Source organism: Burkholderia ubonensis subsp. mesacidophila (genome assembly GCF_002097715.1).
Lineage (GTDB): Bacteria > Pseudomonadota > Gammaproteobacteria > Burkholderiales > Burkholderiaceae > Burkholderia > Burkholderia mesacidophila.
In genome coordinates this window covers 1,031,432-1,044,660 of the sequence record NZ_CP020738.1, presented here as the reverse complement: position 1 = coordinate 1,044,660, position 13,229 = coordinate 1,031,432, and the positions used below count along the sequence as shown (strand labels likewise).

General features: G+C 70.3%; 15 protein-coding genes. 10 read left to right on the top strand and 5 right to left on the bottom strand.

The genetic code is table 11. From position 1 onward, the window contains the following. The first annotated feature begins 54 nt into the window (after positions 1–54). Positions 55–507 (top strand): MarR family winged helix-turn-helix transcriptional regulator, encoded by a 453-nt coding sequence (locus B7P44_RS22290; RefSeq protein WP_084908174.1) that lies wholly within the window; start codon positions 55–57, stop codon positions 505–507. A 139-nt stretch (positions 508–646) separates the two neighbouring features. Then, on the top strand, positions 647–1,066 hold the full coding sequence (locus B7P44_RS22285; RefSeq protein WP_084908173.1) for an organic hydroperoxide resistance protein: 420 nt from the start codon (positions 647–649) through the stop codon (positions 1,064–1,066). A gap of 109 nt (positions 1,067–1,175) precedes the next feature. On the opposite strand, the gene B7P44_RS22280 is transcribed toward B7P44_RS22285, so the two are convergent. Further along, positions 1,176–1,352, bottom strand: a complete 177-nt coding sequence (locus B7P44_RS22280) for a DUF3563 family protein (protein ID WP_084908172.1) — start codon at positions 1,350–1,352, stop codon at positions 1,176–1,178. 81 nt (positions 1,353–1,433) lie between these two features. Beyond that, the gene (locus tag B7P44_RS22275; RefSeq protein WP_084908171.1) at positions 1,434–2,546 is read right to left on the bottom strand and encodes an extracellular catalytic domain type 1 short-chain-length polyhydroxyalkanoate depolymerase; all 1,113 of its coding nucleotides are present in this window, start codon (positions 2,544–2,546) and stop codon (positions 1,434–1,436) included. A gap of 248 nt (positions 2,547–2,794) precedes the next feature. On the opposite strand from B7P44_RS22275, the gene B7P44_RS22270 reads away from it, so the two are divergent. The 4 genes from B7P44_RS22270 to B7P44_RS22255 all read left to right on the top strand — a co-directional run bounded on the left by B7P44_RS22270 (position 2,795) and on the right by B7P44_RS22255 (position 5,943). Continuing rightward, positions 2,795–3,505 carry a phosphatase PAP2 family protein gene (locus B7P44_RS22270; protein ID WP_084908170.1) on the top strand — a complete coding sequence of 237 codons (711 nt, stop codon included), beginning with the start codon at positions 2,795–2,797 and terminating at the stop codon, positions 3,503–3,505. A 161-nt stretch (positions 3,506–3,666) separates the two neighbouring features. Continuing rightward, entirely contained in the window at positions 3,667–4,467 is an 801-nt protein-coding gene (modA, locus tag B7P44_RS22265) for a molybdate ABC transporter substrate-binding protein (protein WP_084908169.1), read from the top strand. 15 nt (positions 4,468–4,482) lie between these two features. Further along, entirely contained in the window at positions 4,483–5,157 is a 675-nt protein-coding gene (gene modB / locus B7P44_RS22260) for a molybdate ABC transporter permease subunit (RefSeq protein WP_084908168.1), read from the top strand. An 84-nt stretch (positions 5,158–5,241) separates the two neighbouring features. Beyond that, entirely contained in the window at positions 5,242–5,943 is a 702-nt protein-coding gene (locus B7P44_RS22255; RefSeq protein ID WP_084908167.1) for a sulfate/molybdate ABC transporter ATP-binding protein, read from the top strand. 13 nt (positions 5,944–5,956) lie between these two features. Here the strand turns inward: B7P44_RS22255 and B7P44_RS22250 are convergent, their stop codons facing one another. The 3 genes from B7P44_RS22250 to B7P44_RS22240 form a co-directional block, all read right to left on the bottom strand. Further along, positions 5,957–6,793, bottom strand: a complete 837-nt coding sequence (locus B7P44_RS22250; RefSeq protein ID WP_084908166.1) for a TOBE domain-containing protein — start codon at positions 6,791–6,793, stop codon at positions 5,957–5,959. A gap of 34 nt (positions 6,794–6,827) precedes the next feature. Next, positions 6,828–8,492, bottom strand: a complete 1,665-nt coding sequence (locus B7P44_RS22245) for a CHAD domain-containing protein (RefSeq protein ID WP_084908165.1) — start codon at positions 8,490–8,492, stop codon at positions 6,828–6,830. Positions 8,493–8,628: 136 nt separating this feature from the next. Then, on the bottom strand, positions 8,629–9,012 hold the full coding sequence (locus B7P44_RS22240) for a tautomerase family protein (protein WP_059610835.1): 384 nt from the start codon (positions 9,010–9,012) through the stop codon (positions 8,629–8,631). A gap of 109 nt (positions 9,013–9,121) precedes the next feature. On the opposite strand from B7P44_RS22240, the gene B7P44_RS22235 reads away from it, so the two are divergent. The 4 genes from B7P44_RS22235 to B7P44_RS22220 all read left to right on the top strand — a co-directional run bounded on the left by B7P44_RS22235 (position 9,122) and on the right by B7P44_RS22220 (position 13,200). Then, entirely contained in the window at positions 9,122–9,979 is an 858-nt protein-coding gene (locus B7P44_RS22235) for a LysR family transcriptional regulator (RefSeq protein WP_084908164.1), read from the top strand. A gap of 39 nt (positions 9,980–10,018) precedes the next feature. Next, positions 10,019–10,942, top strand: coding sequence for a DMT family transporter (locus B7P44_RS22230; RefSeq protein WP_084908163.1), 924 nt, complete (start codon positions 10,019–10,021; stop codon positions 10,940–10,942). 64 nt (positions 10,943–11,006) lie between these two features. Continuing rightward, on the top strand, positions 11,007–11,780 hold the full coding sequence (locus tag B7P44_RS22225) for a sensor histidine kinase (RefSeq protein ID WP_084908162.1): 774 nt from the start codon (positions 11,007–11,009) through the stop codon (positions 11,778–11,780). A 76-nt stretch (positions 11,781–11,856) separates the two neighbouring features. Then, positions 11,857–13,200 (top strand): hemolysin family protein, encoded by a 1,344-nt coding sequence (locus B7P44_RS22220; protein WP_084908161.1) that lies wholly within the window; start codon positions 11,857–11,859, stop codon positions 13,198–13,200. Positions 13,201–13,229 lie beyond the last annotated feature (29 nt).

The window sequence follows — 13,229 nt, the reverse complement described above, 5'->3', positions numbered from 1 at the left end:
GCGCGCAAAATCATTTGCATACAAATCTTTTGCGCCAACACCGCACGCCGTATCATGGACCGCCCGCCCACCCTGCCGCAGACGCTCGACGAGCAATTGTGCTTCGCGCTCTACTCGACTTCGCACGCGATGACGAAAGCGTACAAGTCGCTGCTCGACAAGCTGTCGCTGACCTATCCCCAATATCTCGCGATGCTCGTGCTGTGGGAGCGTGACGACATCGCGGTCAAGGACGTCGCCGCCCGGCTCGATCTCGATCCGGCCACGGTCACGCCGCTGCTCAAGCGGCTGGAAGCGCTGGGCTATGTCGAACGCGTGCGCAGCGCGGCCGACGAGCGCGTCGTGAACGTGCGCCTGACGACGGACGGCCGTGCGCTCAAGGACAAGGCGCGCTCGGTGCCCGCCGATCTGTTTTGTGCGATGCAGCAGACGCCGGAATTCCTGATCCGGCTGCGCACGGATCTGAAGCAGCTGCGCGACGCGCTGGCTGCCTCCGCCGACCGCTGACGCCGCGAGCCCGGCCCTGCCGGGCAATTTTTTTGAAATTTGATTTGCACACAAATCATTTGTGTTCTATATTTCATCCGTGGCCGGTGCCAACATGACTGACCGGACCGCTTCCCTCTATCCCGACAGGAGCTGCACCATGAACATTCTGTACAAGACGAGCGCAACGAGCACGGGTGGCCGCGACGGCCGCGCAGTATCCGCAGACAACAAGCTGGAAGTGAAACTGGCCGCGCCGCGCGAGCTGGGCGGCACCGGCGCCGAAGGCACGAATCCCGAGCAGCTGTTCGCAGCAGGTTACTCGGCGTGCTTCCTGAGCGCGATGAAATTCGTCGCCGGCCAGAGCAAGCAGGCGATCCCGGCCGACACACAGGTCACGGCCGAAGTCGGCATCGGCCCGAATGATGCGGGCGGGTTCGCGCTCGACGTCGAACTGCGCGTGTCGCTGCCGGGCCTCGACAAGGCCGCCGCGCAGGCGCTCGTCGACAAGGCGCACCAGGTGTGCCCTTACTCGAACGCGACGCGCAACAACGTGCCGGTGCGCCTGACGGTCGTCTGACGCCCCGCGCCGCCGAATGCAAAAAGGGCGCGTGCGGCATGCAAGCCGCACGCGCCCTTTTTTGCGCAATGCCGGATCGGATGGCCGGCTACGCCCCGCCTGACGATACTCAGCGGATGGTCATCCAGGACGGACGGCCCGACACGCCTTCGCGATCGAGCTTGCGCATGCGGAACTCGAGGTCGTACAGGTCGGAAGCGCCGGCGAGGTAAGCATCGGCGCGCTCCTTGGCGGCCTGCTCGGCATTCTTGGTCAGCATCAGGAACAGACGGCTCAGCATGAACATGATCGATCTCGCAAATCTAAAGGTCTTTGACTAGGGTTTTCCCGAATTATAGGGAAAACCCTAGGTGTTGACCAGCGTCGATCAGACAGTGCGTCGTTCTGCCGCCACAGTGCGGCGATGGGCGTCGAAGAAGGACCAGATCATCTCGCTCGCATCGGGGCCGACCGCCGTATGGAACGGCACGGCTTCGTCGCCGCCCGCCCATGCGTGGTCGAGCCCCTTGACGTGACACAGGCGGACGACGGAGGCGCCGCCGCGGCGATAGTCGCGGACCTGCGCGCCGTGCTCGTTCAGGTCGACCCGCTCGCCGCCCGGCACCGCGCCGCGGCTGTCCGCCAGCCCGTTCAGCCGCAGGAACTGGATCGCAAGCTGATCGGCGTTCTTCGGCGACACCACGTGATCGCCATCGCCGTGCACGATCAGCGCGGGCATGCCGGGATGCGCGTCGTCCGCGCCAACCAGCGCGTCCACGGCCGCGACCGGGTTCTGGCGCAGGCCGCGCCGCATCACGTCCATCCCGGTGATGCCGGAATTCGCTTCGCCGAACGCCGGCCCGGAATGCAGCGCGACCGCCGCGAAGCGGTCCGGGAAATGCAGCGCGAGCAGCGACGCGAGCCCCGCGCCGGCCGACAACCCGGCGACATAGACGCGCGACGCGTCAAAGCCGCGCGCGTCGACCAGCGCGTCGACGAGGGACGCGACCGCGTGCGCCTCGCCGCGGCCCGCGCGCTCGGTGTCCTCGTACCAGTGCCAGCAGCCGTGCGAATGCGCGCGCAGCGATTGTTCGGGATACAGCACCGCGAATCCGTACCGGTCGGCCAGCAGGTTCATCCGGGTGCCTTGCGCGAATCCGTCAGCGGTCTGCGTGCAGCCGTGCAGCATCACGACGAGCGGCATGCCGCCGCGCCGGCGGCCGGGCGGCACGTACAGCGCATACGCGAGCTGCTGGACGAGACGCCCGATCGCGGGCGCCATCGGATGTTCGCCGCGCGTCCACTCGCCGGCCGCCCACGCGGCCGCTCGTGGTCGGACGCGCGACTCGCGCACGGGCGGCAGATCGGCGGCGGCGGGCGACGCGGCGGCTTCGATCACGTCGATCGCCACACGCTGCGCGCCACGTGCCGCGCCTTTGGCGGGCGGGGACAGCATGCGTTTCATGCCGCCCAGCCACATCTTCGTCAGACTTTTAGTCATCGATCGGGCTCGCAGTCAGAAATTGGGGACGCTACAGAGAGCGTATCGTTCGGAGTTTGTGCAATGCACAATAACACTGTTTGTGGGATTTATCCTGCGCAGGGATAGTTCCCGTTCGCGCAAAAATCGGGCTCCATGTGTGCACGACGCTATACTGGTGCTTCGCCGCTTGTATCCGTTGTAGTCGCTCTCCCCGGCTCGCGCGTTAATTAAGCATTCGTCCCGCCTCTGCCCGCTCTCCTTTCCCGATGTTCGACCTGCCGTCTCACCTGTGGATCTCGATCACCGCGTTCGGTGGCGCCGGCCTGACGCTGCCGCTCGCCATCACGATCGCCGTCTGGCTCGCGCTCGGCTATTCGTGGCAGCGCGCCGCCGGATGGCTCGCGGTCCTCGCGTGCGCGATCGGCGTCGTCGCCCTCACGAAGATCGCGTTCCTCGGCTGGGGCATCGGCATCCGCGCATGGGACTTCACCGGCTTCAGCGGCCACGCGATGCTGTCCACGTCGGTCTATCCGGTTGCGATCTTCCTTGCGCTGATTCGCGCACGCACGCCGCTGCGGCTGCTCGGCATCGCGCTCGGGCTGGCGGCGGGCGTCGCGGTCGGCGTGTCGCGCGTTGCGCTCGCCGCGCATTCGCCGTCCGAGTCGGTCACGGGCTGCATCGTCGGCGCGCTCGCCGCGCTGGTCTTCATCGCCGCTTCGTGGCGCGCCGAGCCGCACCGCTGGTCGGTGCCGGCCGTCATCGTGAGCCTCGCGCTCGTCACCGTCGCGCTGCACGGCGTCACCGTGCCGTCGCATCGCTGGGTGACCCAGGTCGCGCTGCACCTGTCCGGTCACGAGCGGCCGTTCGTGCGTGCGCGCTGGAAGGCCAATCCGAACTACCGCCCCGCGTCGCAGCCGTCGTCGCTGCAGCGCACCGACTCGCAGCCCAGCGCACAGCGCGGCACGCTGCACGCGTAACCTGCGGCACGTCGCCGCAGCCGGTGGCGGCCTGCCCGCCGCCGGGCCCGCTTCCCCCTTTCGTAACATGACCATGCCGCCCGCCGCATGTGCATTATGTCGAGCGTTATAACCTGCCCTATATTACGATTACGGTTTCCGTCATCCGAACCAGATTCGCCATGCGCTCATCCGTCCGCCCGCTCCGTCGCACCCTGATTCGCCTGCTGCCGCTCGCCGCGCTCGCCGCCGGCATCGCGTTCAACGCACCCGCCTGCGCCGCCGACGAACTGGTCGTGTCGGCGGCCGCCAGCCTGACGAACGCGTTCAAGGCCGTCGGCGACGCGTACGAGAAGCAGCATCCCGACACCAAGGTGCTGTTCAACTTCGGTGCGTCGGACGTGCTGATGCAGCAGATCGTCAAGGGTGCGCCGGCCGACGTGTTCGCGTCCGCCGACCAGAAGGCGATGGACCGCGCGGCGGACGAGAAGGTGATCGCGCCCGGCACGCGGCGCGATTTCGCGGCGAACTCGCTCGTGCTGATCGTGCCGGCCGACAGCCGTACCGCCGCGCCGGCATCGCTGCACGACCTGACCGCGCCCGGCGTGAAACGCATCGCATACGGCGACCCGGCGTCGGTGCCGGTCGGCCGCTACACCGAAGGCGCGCTGCGCGCGGCGGGCGTCTGGGACGCGATCAGCGCGAAGGGCGTGCTGGCGGCCAACGTGCGCCAGAGCCTCGATTACGTCGCGCGCGGCGAGGTCGACGCCGGCTTCGTGTTCGGCACCGACGCGGCGATCATGCCCGGACGCGTGAAGGTCGCGCTGACGGTGCCGACCCAGACCGCGATCACCTACCCGATCGCGGTGGTCAAGGACAGCCGGCACGCCGCGCAGGCGCAGTCGTTCGTCGATTTCGTCACGTCGCCGCAGGGCCAGAAGGTGCTCGCGACGTTCGGCTTCAAACCGGCCGCCGGCAAGTAAGAAGCGAGCTGCAACATGCATGACGCCTGGATTCCGCTGCTGCTGTCGTTGAAGGTGGCCGGCTGGGCGACCGCGCTCGACATCGTGCTCGGCGTCGCCGCCGCGTTCGCGCTGGCGCGCTGGCGCTCGCCCGCGCGCGACGTGGTCGACTCGCTGCTGACGCTGCCGCTCGTGCTGCCGCCGACGGTGCTCGGCTATTACCTGCTCGTGCTGCTCGGACGGCGCGGCGTGTTCGGCGCATGGCTCGATTCGGTCGGCGTCCAGCTCGTGTTCACGTGGCAGGGCGCGGTGATCGCGTCGATGGTCGTCGCGTTCCCGCTGATCCTGAAGTCGGCGCGCGCGGCGTTCGAAGGCGTCGATCCGCAGCTCGAGCGCGCCGCGCGCACGCTCGGCCTCGGCGAGGCCGCGGTGTTCTTCCGCGTGACGCTGCCGCTCGCCGCGCGCGGCATCCTCGCGGGCGCGCTGCTCGCGTTCGCGCGCGCGCTCGGCGAATTCGGCGCGACGCTGATGATCGCGGGCAACCTGCCCGGCCGCACGCAGACGCTGTCGGTCGCCGTCTATGCGGCCGTGCAGGCGGGCGACGACGGCACCGCCAACCTGCTCGTGCTGGTGACGTCGATCACGTGCGTGGTCGTGCTGCTCGCGGCGGGCCGCCTCGTGCCGTCGCGCGCGTTGAGCGGAGCACGCTGAGATGAAACGGCCCCCACGCTCGCTTTGCCCGCGGCCCCCCGGGGGAGCGGTCAGCCGGCCACAGGCGGCCCGGCGGAGGCTGACATGAGCCTCGTCGTCGACATCCGCAAGACTTACGCAACCGCCGAGCGCCGCTTCGCGCTCGACGTGTCGTTCGCGGCCACGTCGCAGCGCGTCGTGCTGTTCGGGCCGTCCGGCGCGGGCAAGAGCCTGACGCTGCAGGCAATCGCCGGGCTGCTCGCGCCCGACGCCGGCACGATCGCGCTGGACGGCGAGCCGCTGTTCGACGCCGCGCGCGGCATCGACGTCCCGACCCGTGCACGCCGTGTCGCGTACCTGTTCCAGGACTACGCGCTGTTTCCGCACCTGAACGTGCGCCAGAACATCGCGTTCGGGCTGACGCCCGGGCTGCGCAATCCGCGCGCGAAGGCGCTGCCGCCGGAAGTCGCGTACTGGCTACGCGCGTTCGATCTCGAAGCGCTCGCCAGCCAGTATCCGGCGCAGCTGTCGGGCGGCCAGAAGCAACGCGTCGCGCTCGCGCGCGCGCTGATCGCGCAGCCGCGCATCCTGCTGCTCGACGAGCCGTTCGCGGCGCTCGACGGCGCGATGCGCCAGCGGATGCGCCACGAGCTCGCCGAGCTGCAGGCGCGGCTCGACATTCCGATGGTGCTGATCACGCACGATCCGGACGACGTCGCCGCGTTCGGCGACCAGGTCGTGCAATTGAGCGACGGGCGCGTGCAAACGGCGAGCACGCACGCCGCGTGGCCGACGCGCGTCGCATAGCGACGCTCAGGCGTCAGCCCGTCACCGCCAGAATCACGCTCGACGCCTTGAACAGCGCGATCGCCCGCCGCCCGGCGGCGAGCTGCAGCGCGTCGACGCTGTCGTTCGTCACGACCGCGGTCAGCGTCCCGCCGCCGTCGAGCGCGAGCGTCACCTCGCTGTTCACCGCGCCGACCTTCACGGTCTCGACTGCCCCATGCAGCTGGTTGCGCGCCGACACCCTGACGGCCGGCGCGCCGTCGTCGGCCGCGAGCATGACCCACGACGCCTTGACGAGCGCACAGGCGTCCTCGCCCACCTGCAGGCCGAGCGCCTCGGTGCTTTCATGCGTGACTACCGCGACGATCGCCTGGCCGCCGGGCAACGTCAGCACCACTTCGTCGTTGACGGCGCCGCGCCGGACCGACGCGACCTTCCCGAACAGCTGATTGCGCGCGCTGGTTTTCATGCCGATTCTCCCGATCAGCGCCCAGTCGACATCGAAGCCGGACACCGCGGCGCTTGCGGCGTCGATGAAGCGGCGATGCTCGCGCTCGATCGTCCGGAACGCGGCGATCAGTGCCGCCGCGCGCGGCGTCAGCGTCGTGCCGCCGCCACCCTTGCCGCCGGTGGCGCGCAGCACCAGCGGCTCGCCGGCGAGGTTGTTCATCGTGTCGATCGCTTCCCACGCGCCCTTGTAACTGATGCCGACCGCCTTCGCGGCGCGCGTGATCGACCCGGTCTCGCCGATCGCCGCCAGCAGCGCGATGCGCGCCGAGCCGCCGAGCGTCTGCGCGCCCGCGCGCAACCACAGTTCGCCGCCCAGTTCGAGCGGTTCGGTGCGGGAAGGCGGTTGCGGATCGGCGCTCATCGGTCGGCATGGCAAGAACGGGCGGCCATTATAGTCAGCGCCCGCGCCCGGACACCGCCTTGCCGCCGAGCTTCGGCGGACGCAGGCTGGCGAGCAGCGCTTCGGCGTCGTGCACCGCGCGCCGTTCGAGCGCCGCGCCGTAGCCGCGCACGAAACCGGTCTGGTATGGCGGCGCCGCCAGTTGCTCGAGACGATGCAGCGCGACTACCGTGTCGTTCGCCTCGCCCAGCACGCCCTGCACGCGCGCGAGCGTCTTGATCGTCTCGGTGCGCGTGCGGCGCGAGGCCAGCGACGCGAAGAATTCCAGCGCGTAGCGCAGCCGCTTCGCGTCGATCCGCACCTGGTGGCGCGCGGCGGCGTCGAGCGTCGCGAGCGACGGCGCGCCGTACAGGTGGCCGAACTGCCGGCGCACGCGCTTGGTCACGTGCTGCTTCAGCGACGGCGCGTCGTCGTCCGCGGCGGCGGGCGGCAGCACGAACGTGCACAGCCATTCGAGCCAGCCGAGCGTGAGCCGCGCGTACCGCGCCGAATGCAGCCCCTGGCGCAGCTCGACGCGCGCCGCCACGCACTGCGCGCGCGCCGCGTCGAGGGTGCCGGCCCATTCGGCGCTGTCGCCGTCGGCCGCGATCAGCGCGGGCAAGGTTTCCGTCGAGAACACGTCCCAGTCGCGCACCGTGCCGAGCAGCGCGGCGAGCCAGCGCAGGTCCGTCTCGAACGCCTCTTTCCAGCCGCCGTTCGCGTAGCGCGGGAAGAAGCGCATCAGCGTGCGCAGGCGGCGCAGCGCGACGCGCATCTGGTGAACGAACTCGGGATCCTCATGGTCGAGCACGCCGCCTTCGTTGCCGAGCCACTGCGCGGCGATGTCGCCGGACAGCGCGAACAGCGCGGCACGCTGCGTGCGGACCCCGCTCAGGTCAACGAACTGCGCCTTCACCGACGCGGTCTCCGCCAGCGCGCCCGCGCACGCGCGGTCGATCACGCTCGTCAGCTGGACGAACGCGGGCCACGCACCGCTCAGCTCGCGCGCGGCGGCGAACAGCGCGCGCAGCGCGGCGGCGCGGGCGTCCGGCGTCTGCCAGTCCGGCGCGACGAGACGCAGCTCGCAGTACCGCCGGGGTGACGGGTCGACACCGTGGATCGTGACGTCGTCGAGCGTCATCTCGACCACCACGCCGCTGTCGTCGGCCCACCGTCCGCGCCGCCGCTCGCTGACGAGTCGCACGCGCGCGGCTTCGGGCGGGGACGCCACGTCGGCAGGCACGGGGCGTTCACGCTCGACGGCCACGGCGACGTCCGCCGCCTCGGCCTCGCCGGCGTCGGACGACGGGTTCGAATCGGGCGGGCCGGCCGGCGCAGGCGCCGCCACGACGATGCCCGCGTGTTCCGCGTCGAAGACCTCGCGCAGCGTCACGCCGGGCGCGAGCGTGTGCGTGCGCGCCGCGACGACGCGCCGCTCGTGCGCGGTCGATTCGACCCAGGTCCACCAGCTCTCGCCGGGGCTCGGCTCGGCCTCGACGGCCTCGCACGGCTCGATCGTCACGCGTTCATGGCCGCGCTTCATCCTGACCTGCGGACAGATCCGCCATGCACGGCCAAGCTCGGCGCCGAAGTCGCGCTGCGCGCTCCGGGCCCGGCTCGCCGACGCGGCCGGCCAACCTTCCAACGACATGCACAACACGACTTCCAGCACCCGCGACATGGAGGCTCCCGCTCATGATGAAACGCCGGCGTCTCCCGCTGGCTGGCGTCGTTCGTGATGCAGTCTCCATAGTACACGGCGCAAAACCGCGCGCGCGCCGGGCGCGCGGACGGCCGCCTGTCGTTCTTGCCGTGCGTCAGACGACGTATTGCGCGATGCCGTTGCCGAACGACCAGTCCTCCTTCAGCACCTCGACGAGGCTGATGAACACGTCCTGCGGCCGCACGCCGGGCCGCTCGGCAAGGTTGTCGGCGATCGTCCGGTACAGCGCCTGCTTCTGCTCGAGCGTGCGCGTGTTGTTCGCGGTGATCTGGATCATCACGAGATCGTCGCTGCGCTCGATGTCGAGGTAATGGCGGCCGAACACGAAGTTCTCGTTCGCATGCTCCGTCACGACCATGAAGATGTCGTCCTCGGGCACGTTGAAGGTGCGCATCAGCGCGCGGTGCACGCCGTCGACGAGCGCCGCGCGGTATTCGGCCGGCTTGCCTTCGCGCAATGCGATACGGGTGAATGGCATGGTGGTTCTCCTGGCGGTGACGTTGAAGGATGGAAACGCCACGTCAGGTTAAAGACGCCGAACTATAATGAACAGTCATCAATACATATTTCATTCATTTACATCGAAAATGAAAGTACTCGACCTGGATGCGGTGCGGGCGTTCGTGCTGGTTGCGGACCTCGCGAGCTTCACGCGCGCGGCGGACGCGCTCGGCACCACGCAATCGGCCGTCAGCCTGAAGCTGAAGCGGCTTGAAGCTCATCTCGGCAAGCCGCTGCTCGAGCGCACGCCGCGGGTCGTGAAGCTGGCGGCCGACGGCGAGACCTTCCTGCCCGCGGCCCGCGCGCTGCTGGATGCGCACGACGACGCGCTCGGTGCGATCGCGGCCGGCACGCGCCGCCTGTCGCTCGGCGTCAGCGAGCACGTCGCGGTGCCGGACCTGCCGGCCGTGCTCACGAGCCTGCACCGGCAGGACCCGGGCCTGTCGCTCGAGATGCACCTCGGCACGTCCACCAGCCTGCTCGCGCTGTACGACGAGCGCCGCCTCGACGCCGTGATCGTGCGCCACGAGCCCGGCGAGGACCCGCCGCGCGACGACGGCACGGTGCTGTTCACCGAGCCGCTCGCGTGGCTCGCCGCGCCGGACTGGGCGCCGCGCGCGGGCGAGCCGCTGCCGCTCGCAGTGCTGGCCGGCCCGTGCGGGGTGCGGGCCGCCGCGCTGCGCGCGCTCGACCATGCGGGGCGGTCGTGGCGCGAACGGTTCACGGGCGGCGGCGTCGCGGCGGTCGCGGCCGCCGCCGCCGCGGGGCTCGCGGTCTGCCCGCTGGCCCGCCGCGTCGCGCCGCGCACGCTGGTCGACGTCGGCGCGAAATTCGGGCTGCCGCCGCTGCCTCACTCGCAGGTCGTGCTCTATGCGCGCGTGCGCGACACCCGCTCGGCGGCCGCGCTGCGGCGATTTGCCGACAGCCTTGCAATCTCGGCGTAAACTGACGGGTTTCGTCAGTCCTCCCGCTTACATCCCGTCATGACGCCCGCCGCACGCCAACACCTCCGCGCCAACCTGCTGATGCTCGGCGCCGCCGCGATCTGGGGATCGGCCTTCGTCGCGCAGCGGCTGAGCCTCGACGTGATCGGGCCGTTCCTGTTCACCGGGCTGCGGTTCCTGCTCGGCGCGCTGGTGCTCGTGCCGCTGCTGGCGCTCAACGCGGCGTCGCGCACGCACCTCGCCGCGCTCCGCCGCGCGCCCGCGCTGCTGCTGCCGGGCCTCGCGCTGGGCGCGCTGCTCGCGGTGTCGATCTCGCTGCAGCAGATCGGCCTGCAATACACGCGGATCGCGAACGCCGGCTTCATCAGCTCGCTGTACGTCGTGATCGTGCCGCTGATGGGCGCATTCGCGCGCCACCGGATCGGCGCCGGCACGTGGTTCGGCGCGCTGCTCGCGGCGATCGGGCTGTATTTCCTGAGCATCGACGAGCACTTCTCGATCCTGTACGGCGACTGGTTCCAGCTGGCCGGCGCGGTGATCATCGCCGCGCACGTGATGGCGGTCGGCCACCTCGCGCGGCGCCACGATCCGCTCGTGCTCGCGTGCCTGCAGTTCGCGACCTGCGGCGTGCTGTGCGTCGCGGTCGGCCTCGCCGTCGAGCCGGTCAGCGTCGCGATGCTGCGCGGCGCGCTGCCGACGCTGCTGTACGGCGGCCTGCTGTCGGTCGGCGTCGGCTACACGCTGCAGGTGGTGGCGCAGCGCGACGCAGCGCCCGCGCACGCGGCGGTGATCTTCAGCATGGAAGGCGTGTTCGCCGCGATCGCGGGCTGGGCGGCGCTCGGCGAAACGCTGTCGCTGCGCGCGCTCGTCGGCTGCGCGCTGATGCTCGCCGGCCTGCTCGCGTGCCAGTTGCTGCCGCGCGGCGACGCGCAGAAAAAGGACGAGGACGCGGTGCCGGCGTGACACGCCCGATCCCTATAATGGCGGTTCCCGATTCACGTCCAACCGCTTCCGACAGGCCCGCTCCTTGACGCCCGAACCCGCCGACCTGCTGCGCGAACGCGCAGCGCACTATGCCGCGCAGGCGGCGCTGTTCCTCCGCGACCAGGCGCTGTCGACCGCGTCGCACGACCTGCGCAGCCCGCTCAACGCGATGCACAGCTGGGCGTACGTGCTCGAGCGCCAGCTGGCCAACGCCGATCCGGGCCTGCAGCGCGCGCTCGCCGGCATCCGCACCGGCATCGACCAGCAGGTGAAACTAATTGACGACGCGCTCGACGCGCCACGCGCCGAGACGCGCACGCTCGCGCTCGCGCTCGCGCCGCAGCCGTTCGCGCTGCGCCCGCTGCTCGACGATGTGCTCGCGCTCGCCCGCTACGCGCTCGCCGACGCGCGGCAGGTGACGCTCGACGCGACGCTGCCCGACGGCGCGCCGTCGCTCACCGCCGACCGCGAACGACTCGCGCAGGCGCTCTGGACCATGCTGGTCGCGGCGACCGAAGCCAGCCCCACCGGCGGCCGCGTGACGTTCGCGTGCGCGCGCGACGGCGCGCGGCTCGTCGCGCACGTGGCCTGCCGCGTGGATGCCGCGGCGCTCGCCGATCCGGCCCGCCCCCACGTGTTCGAGCCCTTCGCGCGCCGCGAGATGCTGCGCGAGCGCGATGCGAAACGCGTCGCATGGACGCTTGCGCTCGCGCAGCGCGTCGCGCTCGCGCACGGCGGTACGTTCACGCACGACCGGTTCACCGACGGCGCGACGGTCACGCTCGCGCTTGAACTCCCCGGCGAGGCGTCCGTGTAGGCAAGCAACGACACAAAATATTACATTTGCCTTTCCGGCCCTATACTGACGGGCCTGACATTTCCGGAGTGAATCCTTGGTTCAGATCTTCGCGCTGATCGGCGCGTTGTTCCTGGTGGCCCTCAACGGCTTTTTCGTCGCGGCCGAATTCGGCCTCGTCAAGCTGCGCGCGACGCGCGTCAAGACGCTTGCCCGCAAGCACGGCCTGCGCGGCCGCATCCTCGGGATCGTGCACGGGCGTCTCGATGCGTACCTCTCCGCATGCCAGCTCGGCATCACGCTTGCGTCGCTCGGCCTCGGCTGGATCGGCGAGCCCGCGTTCGCAGCGCTGATCGGCCCGCTGCTCGACCTGATCGGCGTGCAGTCGGAGCAGCTCGTGCACCTGATCTCGCTGGTGTTCGCGTTCTCGCTGATCTCGTTCCTGCACATCGTCGTCGGCGAGCTCGCGCCGAAATCGATGGCGATCCGCCAGTCCGAGAAGGTCGGCCTGTGGGTCGCGCTGCCGCTCTACGCGTTCTACTGGGCGATGTACCCGGCGATCTGGGTGCTCAACACCAGCGCGAACGCTGTGCTGAGGCTCGCCGGCCTGTCGACCGACCACGGCGGCGACGCGCACTACTCGACCGACGAGCTGAAGCTGATCCTGCGCAGCCGCCGCAGCGCCGCCGACAACCCGGCGCAGCCGGCCCGCGGCGCGTACAGCAACGACGAGTGGAACACGCTCGCGCATTCGCTCGACTTCTCGTCGATGACCGTGTCCGACCTGATGCGGCCGGCCCACGAGATGATCGGCCTGCGCCGCGACATCCCGCTGCCGGACAACATGGAGATCGTCGCGCGGCACCGGTTCAGCCGCTATCCGCTGTTCGAGGACGCTTCGCGCGAACAGGTGAGCGGGCTGATCCACCTGAAGGACCTGCTGCTCGCGCGCCACGCGGGCGCGGCGCTCGACGACCTGTCCGACTACGTGCGCCCGGTGCAGTACGTGAAGCCGGACACGCCGGCGCTGGACCTGTTCCGCCGCTTCCGCAAGGGCGCGCCGCATTTCGCGCTGGTCGGCAAGAAGGGCGAGAAGCCGATCGGCTACCTGACGCTCGACAACCTGCTCGGCGCGCTCGTCGGCCAGATCCACGACGAGTTCCGCCAGGGCGACTCGGACTGGACCCGCCTCGACGACGGCACGCTGATGGGCAAGGGCAGCCTGCCCGTCGTGTCGCTCGAGCAGGCGCTCGGCATCGACATCGACGAGGGGCGCGCGGAATCCGTCGGCGGCCTCGTGATCCAGGCGCTGAACGACCTGCCGAGCGAAGGCCAGCGGGTGTCGTTCGACCGCTTCGACGTCGTCGTGAAGAAGATGAACGGGCCGCGCATCGTGCTGGTGCGCGTGTATCCGAAGGTCGCGAAGGAAGCCGACGAATGACGGCGCACGCCCGCCGCCCCGGCCGCCGG